The following is a 17,650-nucleotide window of genomic DNA, read 5'->3' as shown; positions in this document are numbered from 1 at the left end:
ATCTTTTATTTCAACTGCTGGCTAAACTTCAGCCTTACCTTACGAAAAAAATCTATATAATTTTCGCTCCGATAATCAGGATAAGTCCACAGAAAAACCTTAAAATCGTTCCCCTGATAAAAGAGTGTTAATTCAGCATATATACCGTTTTGTAAATAGACCCGATGATAATAGTCTTTCGTTGAGAGAAGAGTTATTCTGGAAAGATTTAAGTACCCAGGGTCTATATTTACCTTTCTACCACCTGAAGATGAGATATACCTATTTTCAATTTCATTAGAAAAATATTTCCATTTGTAACAGTTGTCAGGAGAAACAGGCTGCTCAAAGGAGAAGAACCTTCTTTTAAGGTTTTCGCCCATCTCTTTAGCGTAGTAATCAGTAAAATCAAATATAAAAGGACCCGCCTCAATATCAATATTTCCAAACTCCGTAATAAGATTTTCTTTAACAGAAAAAACTGTATCTTCATCAGCATATATTATTCCGCAGAACCTCTTCACCAACACCCCTTCTTTTATTTTTCCCATTTTTATCCCTACTATCGTATCTTATTTCAGCCACCAATATAACAATTGTTTCTCTATCCACAAACTAAAAAGTGTTCATTCAAAAATTTACACAGTTTTTCATTATTGGTTTTTACCTTTTTATATATGTTACAATAAATACTCTTATACAGGCAAGCAATACAAAAAATTATCGTAAGGAGAAGAACCAATTATGGAAAAGGATACAATATGTGCTATCTCAACGCCTTTCGGAATAAGTGGTATAGGAATTATACGCCTTAGCGGGAAGAGCACATATTCTATAATAGAAAAGATATTTAAACCTAAAAAAAACTCTGCCGTAAAAGATATCCCTTCACACACAGTAACCTATGGGCATATTATAAACTCAACAGGAAAAGTTATAGATGAAGTTCTTATTACCTTTATGAGAAACCCCAAAAGTTACACAAGAGAAGATATGGCCGAGATAGGTTGTCATGGCGGGATTATAACTTTAAAAGAAGTTCTTAATCTATGTATCAAACAAGGAGCAAGACTTGCAGAGCCGGGAGAATTCACTAAACGAGCATTTCTTAATGGTAGAATAGATCTAACTCAAGCTGAAAGTGTTATGGAAATAATAAATAGCCGAACAGAACATTCTTTATCAATGTCTTTAAACAAATTGAAAGGCAGGTTATACGAGGCTCTTGAAAATATTAAAGAACAACTAATATCTCTACTTTCAGGAATTGAAGCAAAAATAAATTTTCCAGAAGAAGATGATACAAAAAACTATAATATACAACTTAGCAAGACCATAAACGATATTTTATCTGAAACAGAGAGTTTTCTTAACCAGGCTGGTAAAGGGCGAATTCTTTATGAAGGAATAAATGTTGCTATCGTGGGAAGAACAAATGCAGGGAAATCGAGTTTACTAAACAAGTTGGCAGGAGAAGAAAAAGCTATTGTTACAGAAATCCCTGGTACAACAAGAGATTCTATCCAAGAAACAATAAATATACGTGGAGTACCTATAAACATAATAGATACAGCTGGAATAAGAAATGTTAGAAGCAAAATAGAAAAACTCGGTCTAAAGAAATCTTTTGAATGGATAGAAAAAGCAGAAATAGTTCTCCTTATGATCGATGGAACAAAAAAAATAAATGATTTTGACCTTAAATTATTAAATAAAATAAGAGAGAAACCTTATATTTTAATTATAAACAAAATAGATTTACCTTTAAAAGTTGAACTCAACAACCTAAAAAAATCTTTTAATGAAGAAAGAATTATCTTATTATCTGCTTTAACTGGAGAAGGGCTACATAACCTGGAAGAAAAAATATATTCTCTTATACAAGAAGGATATGGTAAAATTGAGGATAGTAGAATATTTTTAAATATACGTCAGGAATCACAATTACGAGGAGTATATCAAAAACTTAAAACAGTTCAAGAAGACGTATATATAAAAGATAACTTAGAAATTGTTGCAGAGTATATAAACAGTTGCATAAAAGATATTGATGAACTTACAGGAAAAAATATTAACCAGGAGGTTTTAAACAATATTTTCTCACAGTTTTGTGTAGGAAAATAAAGGATATAAAATGAAAAGAATATTTATATTGATAATGTTGTTCGCATTTGCGGGTTGTGCAACATATTACAACCCTGTAACCCAAAAAAGTGAATATACACTATATTCTGAGCAAGACGAGATTGATATGGGCATAGCTGCTGACAAAAAAATGCAAGAAGAATACAAAGTTCTGGAAACTCCTGCTAAAATAAGACAGATGGGCGAAAGAGTTGCTACCGCCTCAGATAGGCCAAACCTTAAATACACATTTAGAGTAATTGAAAATGAAGAAATAAATGCTTTCGCTCTACCTGGCGGGTTTATTTATATACATTCAGGTCTTTTAAAAAAAATAGAAACCGATGATGAGTTAGCCAATATAATAGGTCATGAAATTGCACACATAGTTGCTCGAGACGGAGTTAACAATATGCAAAAATCTATTCTCTACTCAATACCATCGCAGATTCTTCTTAGCAACAGAAGCAAAGCAATACAAGAAGCAGTAAACGCCGCATTCAACGTAACTATGCTCAAATATAGCAGAAGTGCTGAATTGAGAGCTGATACGTACGGAGTAACTTACGCTTACAGGGCAGGGTATAATCCTAACGGAATGCTTTCTTTTTTCAAAAAACTACAAGATTTAGAAGGTAAGAGTAGTGCCACTCAGGTAACGTTTTTAAGAAGCCATCCAGTGGTCTCGGAAAGAATTAAAAATGTAGAAAATATCATACAAACTTTAAGATAAGAAATTATGCCCCCCATTCCTTCTTTGCAATAAACGAAGTAATTCTCAGAAGTTTGCAGAAAGAGAGATAAACCACGACAAGGACAAGGGCGAGGTTATCATATTATTAAAGTTTTATTTTGGTAACACAATACCATTTGAAGATTGGTACTTTCCAGCAAGATCTTTATAAGATTTTTCACATACAGATTCTGCACATAAGAAAACTATCTGCCCTATCCCTTCGCCAGCGTACACCTCCGCTTTAACTGGAGTAAGATTGGCTATCTGTATTGTAAGATACCCTTCCCATTCTGGTTCGAGAGGAGTAACATTAATTACTATACCGCACCTTGCATAAGTTGATTTGCCAAAACAAATCCCAAGAACATCCCTGGGAATGTTAAAAGATTCAAGACTTTTACCAAGTATAAAACTTCCAGCTGGGATGATACAAGATTTTCCTTTATATGATTCAAAATCAATTTCTTTAACCCTCTTAGGAGATACAATATCTGTACCTTTGAATACCATAAACTCTTCAGATAATCTAAAATCGTACCCATAAGAAGATACCCCAAAGGATATACCTTTCTTAACTTTTTCAGGAGAAAAAGGGTCAATCATACCTCTTTTTCCGTTTTCTATAATCCATTTATCGTTTTTAACCATACCATAATTATACCATATTACAACTCTTTATAAAACAAAAAAGTATGTGTCTATTCACTCTAGTACTACGGCGCAGACACCTTCTACGCCACAATCGGGCACTCTGAGAACTCACCCTTCTGCATAGAAGACATCTCCGAAGGGTTCAACAGGCTCATAGTATAAGAACAAAAGGGCTGAACCTTTTGTTAACAGCCCGATTCTTGCTTGAGTTGTAGTTGCACCTCGTAATTCGTGAATAGACACATACTTTTTTAACGAAAAGAAAGACAAAGGCAAGGATAAATACATAAAAGAAAGGCGTATGGGGTGTCTATTCACTCTAGTACTACGGCGCAGACACCCTCCCTTTTTTGCCTTCTCCCCTGGAGGGAGAAGGATCAAGGATGAGGGGGGCTTTTGCTTTACGCTTTTGTTGTTTACGTTACCCCCCATTCCGTCTTTTGTAGTTTATCTTTCGAGCTTTACCCGCCGAAGCCAACCTACGCTAAAATACAAGCTTCGGCAGGTATACCTTGGCGTAGGTGGGGTTTCGTAGCGTGGCAATCTCGCCGAAGGCGAAAAAGGAATGGGAGAAAATAATAAAATTGAAAATATATGGTTTTATGTTAATATTTATTATTCAAAGGAGATTGGTATATGGAAAAACTTGAGACAAAACTAAAAACAATAGAATCATGGTGGCTCGGAAAAAACACAGGTAGACCTTTATTTAAAAAGGTGTTAACTGAAGAATTACCAGTTTCATCATTAAAATGGGAAAACGAAAAAGATATACCTAACTTTGAAACCATAATAAAAAACCCTACTATACCTGATAATATTTATCTTGGTGAAGCGTGCCCTACTGCCTACCACCTATGGGGAGAACGTGGAACTCCTATGACTATGTCAGCATACCTTGGTGGAGAAGTATTATTTAGAGAAAACAGCGTATGGGTTGAACCTGTTGTAAAAGATTGGCAAGATTTTAAAATTAGGTTTGATAAAGAAAACTATTGGGTACAAATAAGTAGACAACTTATGGAAAAACAGGCAGAACTATGTAAAGGCGATTTTCTTATATCTTTACCTGACTTAGGAGACGCTCTAACCTGTATGTCTCTACTTAGAGGAACAGAAAATATGCTTTTTGATGTAATAGAAAAGCCCAATATTATAAAAGAAAAAATAAAAGAATTCACAGACGCTTGGATAGAAGCTCATACCTATTTTTATGAAGTTTATAAAACAAAACTTTCAGGAGATTGTTCTTGGCTTCTTTGGGCGCCAGGCAAAACTTATGCATGCCAGTGTGATTTTTCCACAATGATATCTCCAGACCTATTTGAAGAACTTGTAGTTTTTGAACTCGAACGTATGAAAGATTACCTTGAGTATATTATTTGGCACCTTGACGGTTTTGAGGAAGTTCGACACCTTGACATACTATTAGGACTTCCGTATATAAAATCTTTTCAGATAGCCACAGGAGCAGGAAACCCACCTTGTGCTTCAGACAAGTGGCTACCTATAATAAGAAAAATAGTTGAATCTGGAAGGACAGCATACGTATACGCTTCAAATGAAGAGGAAGTAACTACCCTTGTGAAAAACTTACCTCCAGAAAAACTTTTCATTGATGGCGGAATTCCAGGAAACAATATCCAAGAAGTAGACAATTTCATAAAAGACCTTATTACATAAGAAAATAAAATGAAAAAACAGATACCTGTATGGGTAAAAAAACGTGTATCTTTTAATGAAAGTTATAAAAATACGTTATCTCTTATAAATAATCTTTCAATCAATACTGTTTGTGTTAGTGCTGTCTGTCCAAACATATACGAATGTTTCTGTAAAAATTATGCCTCCTTTATGATACTTGGCAACAAATGTACAAGAAACTGTAAATTCTGTGGAGTTGACCATACCTTTCCAGAAAATTGTGAAATAGATACAGACGAGCCATTCAAAATTTTAGAAGCAGTAAAAACCTTAGGGATGAAGTATGTGGTTATAACCTCACCAACAAGAGACGACCTGCCAGATAAAGGAGCATCACAATTTGCTATTGTTACAAAAACCTTAAAAGAAGGTATTCCTTCTGTAAAAGTTGAGGTGCTTATACCTGATTTTCAAGGAGATAAGAAATATCTTGAAATAGTTGCTAAATCTCAACCAGACATAATATCCCATAATATAGAAACTATTGAACGACTGTATAGTCCTATAAGACCAACTTCAAATTTCAACACATCTATCTCTATCCTAAAAGAAATTTCAAACCTTGGATTTATAGCAAAATCAGGGTTTATGCTCGGATTAGGAGAAAAAGAAGATGAAATAATAGAACTTATGCACCAAATCAAGGATACAGAATGCAATTACCTTATTATTGGACAGTATCTTAAACCTTCTAAAGTAGCTTTTAAGGTAGAAGAATATATACACCCTGATACTTTCAAAAAATACGAAATAATAGGTAAACAGATAGGATTTAAAAATGTTTTCGCAGGTACTTTTTATAGGAGTTCATACCTTGCTGAAAAACTTGTCATAAACCACTAACCCCAAATAACACTATGAAAACAATACGTTTAGGTATCGGACAGATAAACCCATCAATGGGTGATATAAAAAGTAACTGTGCAAAAATTGTATCTTTTATTAAAAAAGCAGAAGAAAAGAGCGTAGATATTATCTCCTTCCCAGAACTTGCTATCACAGGATGCCCACCTGAAGACCTGCTTCTTAACCCTCAATTCATTGAAGACAATATTGGTACACTTAACCTGTTAAAAGAAGTTACTGGCGAGATTGTGGTTGTTGTAGGTTTTGTTGATAAAAAGAATCAACATCTCCACAACAGTTTTGCAGTATTATATAAGAACAGAGTAATTGGAGTATACGACAAAGTATTCTTACCTGAATATGGCGTATTTGATGAAAAAAGGTATTTTACTTCAGGTGAAAACGATTATCTTTTTAATGTTTCAGGGTTGACTTTCAAAGTAACCATCAACCAAGATATATTTCACCTAAAACAACCGGATAGGAAGGCAGAACTTGTTATAAATATTAATGCTTCCCCTTACCAGTACGGTACAACTTTAAAAAAAGAAGAAGAATTAAAAGAGTTATGTATTAAGAATAATATAAATCTATGCTACACAAACCTTGTTGGTGGGCAGGATGAACTGGTTTTTGACGGCAACAGTTTTGTATCAGATTATAAAGGTAATATTGTAAGTAAAGCGGAAGGATTTAAAGAAGAACTCCTTATTGTTGATATACCTTTAAGAGAGACAAAAGAGAAGGACAATTCAAAAACAATAAACATTCCTCTAAATATATCAGAGAAAAAGTATTCTGTAAAAGAAAAAAAATATGTTCAACCTTCAAAAGAAGCAGAGGTATATACAGCCCTAACAACTGGGTTGAAAGATTATACCTTAAAAAATAATTTTAAAAAGGCAACTTTAGGGCTTAGCGGTGGGATAGATTCTGCTCTCGTTGCAACAATTGCTGCTGACGCTTTAGGTAAAGAAAATGTGCTTGGAGTGTTTATGCCGTCAAGATATACGTCTAAAGAAACAATTGAAGATTCTTTTCTTCTGGCAGAAAACCTTGGTATAGAATTGTTAGAAATTTCAATAGAGCCAATGTTTAGTGTGTACCTTGATTCACTTAAACCCGTATTCAAAGAAAAAGAGGTTGATACCACAGAAGAAAACATTCAAGCTCGGATAAGAGGCAATATACTTTTGGCTATATCAAACAAGTTTGGACATCTTGTTCTTACCACAGGCAACAAATCTGAAATAAGTGTAGGTTATTCCACTCTTTATGGTGATATGGCTGGCGGGCTCGGAATAATAAAAGATATATATAAAACTTTCGTTTATAAACTTTCAAGATACAGAAATTCTATTAGCCCAGTTATACCTGAAAGAGTGTTAACAAAAGCACCTACAGCAGAACTAAAGTTTGGACAGAAAGACCAAGACACCCTCCCCCCTTACGAAATACTTGATTTAATTCTTATAGAATATATTGAAAAAGAGAAATATTTAAAGCAGATTTTAGAATTAGGTTTTGATGAAAATATAGTAAAAAAAGTTTTGAGAATGGTTACAAAAAGTGCATATAAGAGAAGACAAGCTCCTCCTGGGATAAAGATAACACCTAAACCTTTTAGAAAAGATGTAAGAGAATCGATAACCAATCTTTATAGTCTATAACCAACCTTATTTTAGATACATCCCCACTAAAACATTAGTTTGCTTATCTCCTTAGGATGACAAAAAACAAAAAGACTGTTTTTTTTACAAATAATATTTTGGCGGGTATAATAACTTTAATAATAGTAAAGCAAAAAAAATTTATAACTTTAACAAGGAGGGTAAAAAATGAGAAAATTTAATACACTTATATTGTTAGGGATTTGTTTATGTTTTGCAAGCACAACCTTTGCTGACCTAGTTATTGCTCAAACACTATTAAGACAGAAAAAATATAGTGAAGCAAGAGAAGAGTTCCAAAAATCATTACCCGAGCTTAAAGGAATAGAAGCAGCAAAAATTCAACTTACCATTGCCTCAACATACGCAAGAGAAAACAAATTTCTTGAGGCAAGACAAGAATATGAAAAGGTCCTTCAAATAGAAGAGGCAACAGATGATCAAAAATCTCAAGCTCTACTTGAAATAGGCGGATATTTTTGGAGATATGAGAAAAATAATGAAGGTGCAAAAGAAGCTTTTGAGAAGATTGTCGCTATGGAAAAAGCATCTGCTGTTTTAAAAGGAAGAGGACAGCTTGGAATAGCTACAGTTTTTTGGATAGAAAAAAACACAGCAGAAACAATTAAAGCCGCATTAAAAGCTCAAGAAATTGAAGGGACTGGACAAGCCACAAAACATTTTGCCATTCTTTACATCGCCAGGGCTCAAAAATTAGATAAGAACTATAAAGACGCATTAGAGAATTACTTAAAATTTATCCCTAATGAAAAGAGGATAGGGTATAAAACAGAAGCCATCCTTGCAACTGGCGAAATCTACTTAGCCCAATCAGAATACGAAAAAAGTAGAGAAGCTTTTGCAACTGTCCTTGCAACTAAAGAAGCGGGCATTTCAAATAATACAAAAAGTAATGCCCATTTTAATACTGCCCAATCCTATTTTGCAGAGAAAAACAGTGAAAAAGCTCTCGAAGAATTCAAAAAACTTATTGAAGCACCTTATGTAACAGCATCCCACAAAAGAACTGCTGAAACAAGGATCAAACAACTGGAAAAGAAATAAGCATTAGGTAAAATCTGCTTAAAAAAACTTTTATGTTCAAAGAAGGTGGCAAATATGCCACCTTTTTTGAATCAACCTTAATATATGGTTTGATACCAATCCTACATTTCAAACGTACAGCAAAAAGATGTTTCTTTAAACCACAACTTTTTTTCATTGATAGCACTCTTTTTAGACTGCCTCCACTAAACTTTATTGTATGCCACTCGTCATAATATTAAAAGCAATAAAAAACGCTCTTTATAAAAAACATTAAAAAGGAGGCAAAAAAAATGAAAATCAAAAACACCATTTTTAACAAAGCAGGAGTTGTAATTTCTCTTATATTACTATTTGTTTTCTCAACTATGGTATATGGATATGTAGAAACAGATGAAGATTATAGGTTCAGCAAAGAAGAGTTAACACAAATGCTTGCCCCTATTGCATTATATCCAGATTCATTACTTTCACAAATTTTAATGGCTTCAACCTACCCGCTTGAAATCGTTGAAGCTGAAAGATGGTTAAATAAAAATAAAGGGTTACAAGGAGATACCTTAAGCGAGGCTCTCCTTGAAAAAGATTGGGACACAAGTGTTAAATCATTATGCCATTTCAAAGATGTGCTATTTTCTTTGAGTCAAGAACTTGAACAGACAAGAAGACTTGGAGATGCTTTCCTTTCTCAAGAAGAAGAAGTTATGGAAATCATACAAGAATTAAGGAGAATGGCTTATGACAAAGGGACGTTAAAAGAAACAAAAGAACAGAAAGTAGTTGTTCAAAAAGAATATATTGTGATAGAACCAGCTAAGCCCCAAATTGTCTACGTTCCAATTTATGACCCATTATATGTTTATGGCAGGTGGATGTATCCAGCACACACCCCGTACTATTGGTATAGACCATATAATAGAATTACCGTTGTAAAGCATATATATTTTAGGCGCCCTATATCTATTAGTGTTGGATTGTTCACTTGGACCTGGTTCGACTGGCCTACTCTACGCATATACATTTCCAGAGAAAACGCTCAAAGATACCATAGACATTACTACACTCGGAGAGCACCTGCTTTTTATTGGCGTCACAACCCTTCTCACAGAAGAGGGGTAACCTATATAAACAACACAACAAGAGAACGTTTTGCGTATCCAATAAACAGGAGAAACAGGCAAAATCCAACATCCAATACATATAATAGCCCAACAAGACCAACCCCAGGAAGAAACATAGATAATTCTGGTAGGTTTGAGACAAGACCTGACAGAAACAGAACTGGTAGGGAAAGAGACGGCAGAACTCAAACGGCTCCTTTATCCAACCCACAACGTCAAAGCCCGAACACAACTTTGGAAGAAAGACAAGACAGAAACAGAAACGAGAGGGAAAGAGACGGTAGAACCCAAACGGCTCCTATATCCAACCCACAACGTCAAAGCCTTAACACAACTTTGGAAAGAAGACTAATTGGGTATGAAAATCATAATACTAACAACAAAATAACACCTACTCCTTACTCTTTACCAAGACCTTCAACAAATACAAACTCTTATAACACAACCATAAAGAATCAAAACAATTTATTTACGAACAATGGAACAAGTCAGAAAAGTAAAGATATAATATCTCGTGGAGCATCTTTGATGATTTCTAATACACCAAAAACCAACAACATAAAAGAATATAATAGTTCTAACAATTCCAGATTAAAGGATGGAATAACAAATCTTTTCACAGGGATAATTAGCAAAAATACAAGTGAAAAAACAAATTTTTTGCGTTCAAAAAGATAAGTATAAGTTAAATTTTCGTAAAAACTTTTATTAGAAGCCTAACGGAACATTATAGGTTGAGAAAAAATCATATCTACAATAGTTATTATAGCTTTCTGACCTCTATCTAAATCTGTTCCCTTATATCCTCCACCCCTATAATCGTGTAACCGGCTCATCTCTTGTACATTCATAGAAGTAAAAGATTCTGTTGTTAACGGTTGCCCTTGAAGGTGGGTACTCGGGTAAGCAAACGCTTCTACCCTTACATACTTTTCAACAATTTTACCGTTTTCATCTTTTGTTAATTTATAAGTAGCTAACTCATTATTTTCTACCAAAGAAACACCTTTATCTGTAATAAAACGTATCTGAATATTAGGTCGTTTTACTTTATCAGCCCCATCAACAGCAACTTCAATAGATTCTGGAATACCAACATTATCTTTTATTAGAGAAATTTTTGTAAACCTAAAATCACTATAATCGTAAGGGTTAACCTTCTGTTGATTCTCATCCACAGCAAGAGCCCCAATTAAACCGTAAAAAACTCCGTTTCTATAAGCCTTTGCTGCATTATGTTCTCTCTCTTGTATCGACAACCCTTCGAAAGGAGGTAACAAAAGCACATTACGACCACTCTCATAAATAAAATGATCTTTTACAAAAAAACCGAAACAGCGAGTTCCTGTTTTTAATACATCGTCCCATAATTTATAAAAACCCAGTGAAGATTTAGGTCCAAAACTACGCCTATAATTCCATATTTCTATACCTAAAACTCTCTTATCAAAATTAAGTTTTTCCAATATAGACTCGAGAGGGCCGACAGTATGATTCAGAGTAATACCACCACCGTCAGGAAAACGTAAACCCTCAATGGGGTTACCGTCAGCATCTTTAAGAGTGCCATCGAGAGCTGCTTTAAAAGCATCTTGCCAGGGACGACGTAAAGTCTGCCTTAAAATAACTCTCAAATTATCAACCTCTTCAGGATTAAAATCGAACCTTATTTTCATCTTATCTGAATCTGTTCTAATGAAAATAGTGGAACTTTTTGCAGGTATTTGTCTACCTTTTATCAAACTATCATTTGGTAGTTCATACGTTGAAGGGTTAACCTTCTGAGCTCCCTCTAATGTCAAAGAAAGGGTTGCGGCCTTTTTTCCTGATATAACCAATTGTAAATTGTATATACTTAACCAAGGCTGTTCTGAATCGTAAGCGTTTAAACCAGTAAACTCATATTCAAAAGGAGAAACCTTGTTTTTCTTGTAGTTGATCGGTACCAATATAGGAGCAGCACCTGTTGAATAGTAACTTTCAAGCACGTTAAAATGGCCAATCCCAGTAGCACTACGTTCTGCATTAGGTCCCCAAAGAGCGTCCGGATATTTCTTTCTAAAATCTTCTGATAAAGGGGCAGGAGTTGATGGATAATAGTTAGAAAAAGGTAAATGGCGAAAACCCATATTCCAAAACGTCTCTGGAGATGCACCAAATGATGGTGATCTATTGCCGTGTTGATGAGAAAAAGAATGAACATACTCAAATTTTTCCCAATCAACATCCTCATAAGGATTTAAAACTTCAATTTTTGCTTTTGGATTAACCTCTTGACACTCTAAATTATTATATTTAAACACAAAACTATTTATAAGAAACAAAAGAGTCACTGGAAAAATATTAAATTTGGACGCTTTCATGGCGCTCTCCTTTTTTGTCTAACGGTAAATTGTTGTCCACCTTGGTTGCAAAGACGGAATGGGGGAGATGTACAAAGCGAGATTCCGGATCAAGTCCGGAATGACATACAAGGGAAGTCTTCGCCTTTATATTTATGAGCATTATTTTTCATTGTTTTTTAACACAACCTATAAAACTATAAACTTCAATTTTTTCTTTTGATCAACCTCTTACAAAAAAGAATATATTACCACAAAATCAGTGAAACATTATAGGTTGAGAAAAAATCATATCTACAATCGTTATTATAGCTTTTTGACCTCTATCTAAATCTGTTTCCGTATATCCTCCACCCCTATAATCGTGTAATCTACTTATCTCTTGCACATTCATAGAAGTAAAAGATTCCGTTGTTAACGGTTTCCCTTGAAGGTAGGTGCTCGGGTAAGCAAACGCTTCTATCCTTGCATACTTTTCAACAATTTTACCGTTTTCATCTTTTGTTAATTTATAAGTAGCTGACCTATTATTTTCTACCAAAGAAACACCTTTATCTGTAATAAAACGTATCTGAATATTAGGTCGTTTTACTTTATCAGCCCCATCAACAACAACTTCAATAGATTCTGGAATACCTTCATTATCTTTTATGAGAGAAATTTTTGTAAACCTAAAATCACTATAATCATAAGGGTTAACCTTCTGTTGATTCTCATCCACAGCAAGAGCCCCAATTAAACCGTAAAAAACGCCGTTTCTATACGCCTTTGCTGCATTATGTTCTCTCTCTTGTATCGACAACCCTTCAGAAGGAGGTAGCAGAAGCACATTACGACCAGTCGCATAAACATAATGGTCTTTCACAAAGAAACCGAAACAGCGAGTCCCAGTTTTTAATACTTCGTCCCATAATTTATAAAAACCCATTAAAGCCTTAGGTCCAAAAGTGCGCCTATAATTCCATATCTCTATACCTAAAACTCTTTTATCAAAATTAAGTTTTTCCAATACATAATCAAGAGTACCAACAGTATGATTAAGAGTAATACCACCACCATCAGGAAAACGTAAGCCCTCAATAGGGTTGCCGTCAGCATCTTTAAGAGTGCCATCGAGAGCCGCTTTAAAAGCATCTTGCCACGGACGATGTACGCCCTGCCGTAAAATAACTCTCAAATTATCAATCTCTTCAGGATTAAAATCGAACCTTATTTTCACCTTATCTGAATCTGCTCTAATATGAATAACAGTAGTTTTTGCAGGTATTTGTCTATCTTTTATCTGACTGTTTTGTGATAACTCATACGTTAAAGAATTAACTCTCTGAGCTCCCTCTGCTGTTAAAGAAAGAGTAGCACCTTCTTTCCCAGATATAATCAATTGCAACCGGTATATACTTAACCACGGTTTTTCCGAATCGTAAGTGTTTAAACCAGTAAACTCATATTCAAAAGGAGAAGACTTATTTTTCTTGTAGTTGATCGGTACCAATATAGGAGGAGCACCTGTTGAATAATAACTATCAAGCACATTAAAATGGCCAGCCCCAGTAGCACTATGCTGTTCTGCATTTGGTCCCCAAAGAGCATCTGGATATTTCTTTCTAAAATCCTCTGGTAGAGGAGCAGGAGTTGATGGATGATAGTTGGAAAAAGGTAAATGGCGGTAACCCATATTCCAAAACGTCTCTGGAGATGCACTAAATGATGGTGGTCTATTGCCGTGCTGATGAGAAAAGGAATGAACATACTCAAATTTTTCCCAATCAACATTCTCATAAGGATTTAAAACTTCAACTTTTGCTTTTGGATTAACCTCTTGACACTCTAAATTATTATATTTAAACACAAAACTACTTATAAGAAACAAAAGAGTCAATGGAAAAATATTAAATTTGGACGCTTTCATTGCTCCCCCCTTTTTTCTCTAACGGTAAATTGTTGTCCACCTTGGTTGCAAAGATGGAATTGTAGTGTTTATTGCCTTCACCTACCAATTTTTCCATCCTGAACTTGTTTCAGAATCTCTAACTCAACCCAAATTAAACTCAGTGAAACATTATAGGTTGAGAAAAAATCATATCGACCACAGGAATAGGTGCAGGATTTTTTCCGTCATACTTATATATCCCACTATACCCTCCCCCAATAAAATCGTGAATTCTATATATCTCCATAACATTCATTTTAGTAAACTCTTCAACAGTTAAAGGTTTTCCCTGTGAATGAGTCGAAGGGTAGGCAAAAGCTTCCACTCTAACATATTTTTCAGTTATTTGCCCTTCGGCATCTTTTGTCAGTTTGTATGAAACCTCAGATAAATTTTTAACAAGAGAAACGCCTTTATCTGTAATAAAACGTATTTGCACATTAGGTCGTTTTACTTTATCAGCCCCATCAACAGTAACTTCAATAGATTCAGGGATACCTTCCTTATCTTTTGTGAGAGAAATCTTGGTAAACCTAAAATCACTATAATCGTAAGGATTAACCTTCTGTTGATTCTCATCCACCGCAAGAGCTCCCATTAAACCATAAAAAACACCGTTTCTGTACGCTTTTGCTGCGTTATGTTCTCTCTCCTGTATAGATAAACCTTTGGAAGGAGGTAACAAAAGCACATTACGACCACTCTCATAAACAAAATGGTCTTTCACAAAAAAACCAAAACAGCGAGTTCCTGTTTTTAATACATTGTCCCATAATGAGTAGAACCCCAATGTTCCTCTCGGACCAAACCCTTCATGCTGGTTCCATATCTCTATGCCTAAAACTCTCTTATCAAAATTAAGTTTCTCCAATATAGCGTTAAGAGGGCCAGCAGTATGATTAAGAGTAATACCACCGCCGTCAGGAAAACGTAAACCCTCAACAGGATTCCCGTCAGCATCTTTAAGAGTGCCATCGAGAGCCGCTTTAAAAGAATCTTTCCACGGACGATGTACGCCCTGCCTAACAACAAATCTCAAATCATCAACCTCTTCTGGATTAAAATCGAACCTTACTTTCACCTTATCAGAATCTGTTCTAATATAGATAGTAGCGCTTTTTGCAGGCATTTGTCTATCTTTTATAAGGCTATCATTTGGCAACTCATACGTTGAAGGATTTACCTTCTGAGCTCCTTCTAATGTCATAGAAAGAGTTGCACCTTCTTTTCCTGATATAATCAATTGCAACCAGTATATACTTAACCAAGGTTTTTCCGAATCATAAGCGTTTAAACCAGTAAACTCGTATTCGAAAGGAGAAACTTTGTTTCTCTTGTAGTTGGTTTTTGCCACGATAGCCCCACCTGTTGAATAATAACTATCAAGCACGTTAAAATGCCCAACTCCGGTAGAATTATGCTGTTCTGCATTCGGGCCCCAAAGAGCATCTGGATATTTCTTTCTAAAATCATCTGGTAAAGGCGCAGGACTTGACGGATAGTAGTTAGAAAAAGGTAAGTGACGGTAACCCATATTCCAAAACGTTTCTGGAGATGCACTATATGACGGCGGCCTGTTGCCGTGCTGGTGAGAAAAAGAATGAACATACTCAAATTTTTCCCAATCAACATTCTCGTAAGGATTTACAACATTAATTTTTCCTTTTAGATTAACATTCTGACACTCTACATTATTATGTTCAATCACGAAACTTGTTAGAAATAAGAAAATTACCGGTAAAAGGTTAAATTTAGTCACATACATTATTACCCTCCTTTCCTTCCTTGCCAAAACTTTTTGGCTTAACAACAATTGTAAACCTTTCTTTTTTCTTTAATGTTTGTTATATATTAAACTGCACTTTTTTTACTGTCAATTTTTTCATATCCTTTAATACAATTTTTACCTAAATAAGATTTCATTATTAGGTTGACATATCTATTTATAATGGGTAAAACATAATTAAAATGGATATCAGTAAAGCGAAAAATATCGTTATAGTGGTAAATGACCGGCGACACGAAGCTGAGTTTGTTGAAAAAACAGCCGATAACCGTATTGTTTTTAAGGTTTTAGAGAGAGACCATCCTTATATAAAAAGCAGAACCGGTCATAGATGTCAAGTATTAATGACAATAGGCGATGGAATAAAAGAACAAAGATTTTTCGTGGAAGGAAGAATTAGTTCAGAACGTTCAGATGTTGCTTTAGTATGGATGGCTACAAACCTTATGCTTGACCGTAGAAAAGAAGAGAGGTTTAATATCCTACCTGTCTACGCAAAATTAGAAATAAAAAAGTTTTTTAGGGTAGTCACAATACCTGCCAATATCACAAACATAAGTAAATCTGGGGTTGGATTACAAACACATATACCACTTGCAGTAAATAAAACCTACAACCTCGAAACAAAGTTTCGTTGTAAACGTGTATTAGAATCATTCTCTGCGTCCTATACAATACGGTATATTCTTAAAAAAGGTACTGTATATCTAAACTCCTGCACTGCTGGTGGGGAGATTGAAAAAACTTCATTAACTCGACAAAATATTAAAGTACTAAATGAATTCTTAAAAAGTTTAGAAAACTAAGCTATAAAAAACTCTCAAATAATTGAGCATTATTTATCCCTGCACTTACCAACTTTTGACGAATAATACAAATCTTAACGTTAATAAAAGTCAACCAAATAGAGTAAAATCGCCTTTACTTACAAATTTTATTTATACAAGATAACCACTTTATGGACACCTGATGAAAAAAGCCAAAAGACAAAAACTGCGGAGGGTATTGAAGAACTGGAGAGCCACCTCGCGGACTTGAACCGCGGACCTGAGCATTACAAGTGCCCTGCTCTGCCACTGAGCTAAGGTGGCTTAAACGTTTGATAATTCTATCTTTACAACGATTTTTAATTTTTCAATTTCAATTGATGTTACTAAAATATTACTATTCTTAACCAAATCAACACGAAAATCTTATACAACATTATACTATTTTTTTACAGAAAGTTCAACATCTCAAAATTACCTAATTAAAAATTTATACAAAATTAGCTTATTTTAAGAAATTTTTGTGTCAAAACAATAAAAAAATAAAAATAAAAGATGATATTCATTCTATTTTTTACACAACCTTACTCATTCTTTTACTACTAACTGTTATCTTTTCTTGCTTTAGCCACACAGTTGTGACAATATTTCCACACTTTCGGACCACTTACATTAAAGTATCAATAGTAGTCATTTTATTTATCTATTGACAAACAAGTATTTATAAGGTACAATTATTAAAGTAGTCAATAAAGGTGTCACATAAAAATCAACAATATTATTTTGGCTCCACCACTAACTCATTTTAAAAATTGGAAAAATAGAGGGATATAAAGGTAAGGATTACAAATTTAACACATTATAATAAAAAGGAGTATGAAATGGACAGAGCATATTTAGAAATATTAAGTTCGTGCGAAGAGGTAGCAAAGAAGGTAGCGAGGGGACCT

General features: G+C 34.4%; 14 protein-coding genes and 1 tRNA gene. 8 read left to right on the top strand and 7 right to left on the bottom strand.

Features of this window, described 5'->3' with window-relative positions:
• Nucleotides 1-5: 5 nt before the first annotated feature.
• Nucleotides 6-530 (bottom strand): DUF4416 family protein, encoded by a 525-nt coding sequence (locus M0P98_02485; protein ID MCK9265741.1) that lies wholly within the window; start codon nucleotides 528-530, stop codon nucleotides 6-8.
• Nucleotides 531-723: 193 nt separating this feature from the next.
• On the opposite strand from M0P98_02485, the gene mnmE reads away from it, so the two are divergent.
• Together mnmE and M0P98_02475 are read left to right on the top strand one after the other, a co-directional pair.
• Nucleotides 724-2,103: a tRNA uridine-5-carboxymethylaminomethyl(34) synthesis GTPase MnmE gene (gene mnmE / locus M0P98_02480; GenBank protein MCK9265740.1), complete on the top strand. Its 1,380-nt coding sequence runs from the start codon at nucleotides 724-726 to the stop codon at nucleotides 2,101-2,103.
• A gap of 10 nt (nucleotides 2,104-2,113) precedes the next feature.
• The gene (locus M0P98_02475) at nucleotides 2,114-2,836 is read left to right on the top strand and encodes a M48 family metallopeptidase (GenBank protein ID MCK9265739.1); all 723 of its coding nucleotides are present in this window, start codon (nucleotides 2,114-2,116) and stop codon (nucleotides 2,834-2,836) included.
• Between the two features lie 114 nt (nucleotides 2,837-2,950).
• On the opposite strand, the gene dcd is transcribed toward M0P98_02475, so the two are convergent.
• The gene (gene dcd, locus M0P98_02470; protein MCK9265738.1) at nucleotides 2,951-3,487 is read right to left on the bottom strand and encodes a dCTP deaminase; all 537 of its coding nucleotides are present in this window, start codon (nucleotides 3,485-3,487) and stop codon (nucleotides 2,951-2,953) included.
• A 639-nt stretch (nucleotides 3,488-4,126) separates the two neighbouring features.
• On the opposite strand from dcd, the gene M0P98_02465 reads away from it, so the two are divergent.
• From M0P98_02465 to M0P98_02450, 4 genes are all read left to right on the top strand, one after another.
• Nucleotides 4,127-5,173 carry a hypothetical protein gene (locus M0P98_02465; protein MCK9265737.1) on the top strand — a complete coding sequence of 349 codons (1,047 nt, stop codon included), beginning with the start codon at nucleotides 4,127-4,129 and terminating at the stop codon, nucleotides 5,171-5,173.
• A gap of 9 nt (nucleotides 5,174-5,182) precedes the next feature.
• Nucleotides 5,183-6,037 (top strand): lipoyl synthase, encoded by an 855-nt coding sequence (locus tag M0P98_02460; GenBank protein MCK9265736.1) that lies wholly within the window; start codon nucleotides 5,183-5,185, stop codon nucleotides 6,035-6,037.
• 14 nt (nucleotides 6,038-6,051) lie between these two features.
• Nucleotides 6,052-7,710, top strand: coding sequence for an NAD+ synthase (locus M0P98_02455; protein ID MCK9265735.1), 1,659 nt, complete (start codon nucleotides 6,052-6,054; stop codon nucleotides 7,708-7,710).
• 168 nt (nucleotides 7,711-7,878) lie between these two features.
• Entirely contained in the window at nucleotides 7,879-8,775 is an 897-nt protein-coding gene (locus M0P98_02450) for a tetratricopeptide repeat protein (protein MCK9265734.1), read from the top strand.
• Here M0P98_02450 and M0P98_02445 read toward each other — a convergent pair.
• A complete protein-coding gene (locus tag M0P98_02445) occupies nucleotides 8,753-8,932 on the bottom strand; it encodes a hypothetical protein (GenBank protein MCK9265733.1) in 180 nt (59 codons plus the stop codon). The two genes, M0P98_02450 and M0P98_02445, sit on opposite strands and share 23 nt — an antisense overlap.
• A gap of 115 nt (nucleotides 8,933-9,047) precedes the next feature.
• On the opposite strand from M0P98_02445, the gene M0P98_02440 reads away from it, so the two are divergent.
• Entirely contained in the window at nucleotides 9,048-10,553 is a 1,506-nt protein-coding gene (locus M0P98_02440) for a DUF3300 domain-containing protein (protein MCK9265732.1), read from the top strand.
• A 38-nt stretch (nucleotides 10,554-10,591) separates the two neighbouring features.
• Here M0P98_02440 and M0P98_02435 read toward each other — a convergent pair whose 3' ends face one another.
• From M0P98_02435 to M0P98_02425, 3 genes are all read right to left on the bottom strand, one after another.
• Nucleotides 10,592-12,238: a hypothetical protein gene (locus M0P98_02435; GenBank protein MCK9265731.1), complete on the bottom strand. Its 1,647-nt coding sequence runs from the start codon at nucleotides 12,236-12,238 to the stop codon at nucleotides 10,592-10,594.
• 238 nt (nucleotides 12,239-12,476) lie between these two features.
• Nucleotides 12,477-14,126 carry a hypothetical protein gene (locus M0P98_02430; GenBank protein ID MCK9265730.1) on the bottom strand — a complete coding sequence of 550 codons (1,650 nt, stop codon included), beginning with the start codon at nucleotides 14,124-14,126 and terminating at the stop codon, nucleotides 12,477-12,479.
• Between the two features lie 139 nt (nucleotides 14,127-14,265).
• Nucleotides 14,266-15,912, bottom strand: a complete 1,647-nt coding sequence (locus M0P98_02425; GenBank protein ID MCK9265729.1) for a hypothetical protein — start codon at nucleotides 15,910-15,912, stop codon at nucleotides 14,266-14,268.
• A gap of 203 nt (nucleotides 15,913-16,115) precedes the next feature.
• On the opposite strand from M0P98_02425, the gene M0P98_02420 reads away from it, so the two are divergent.
• Entirely contained in the window at nucleotides 16,116-16,739 is a 624-nt protein-coding gene (locus tag M0P98_02420; GenBank protein MCK9265728.1) for a hypothetical protein, read from the top strand.
• A 213-nt stretch (nucleotides 16,740-16,952) separates the two neighbouring features.
• On the opposite strand, the gene M0P98_02415 is transcribed toward M0P98_02420, so the two are convergent.
• Nucleotides 16,953-17,024, bottom strand: a tRNA-Thr gene (locus M0P98_02415).
• Between the last annotated feature and the right edge of the window lie 626 nt (nucleotides 17,025-17,650).

It is taken from the genome of bacterium (assembly GCA_023230585.1).
Classification (GTDB): Bacteria; Ratteibacteria; UBA8468; order B48-G9; family JAFGKM01; genus JALNXB01.
The sequence above is the reverse complement of the archived record's forward strand: the minus strand, read 5'-3'. Positions and strand labels throughout refer to the sequence as shown.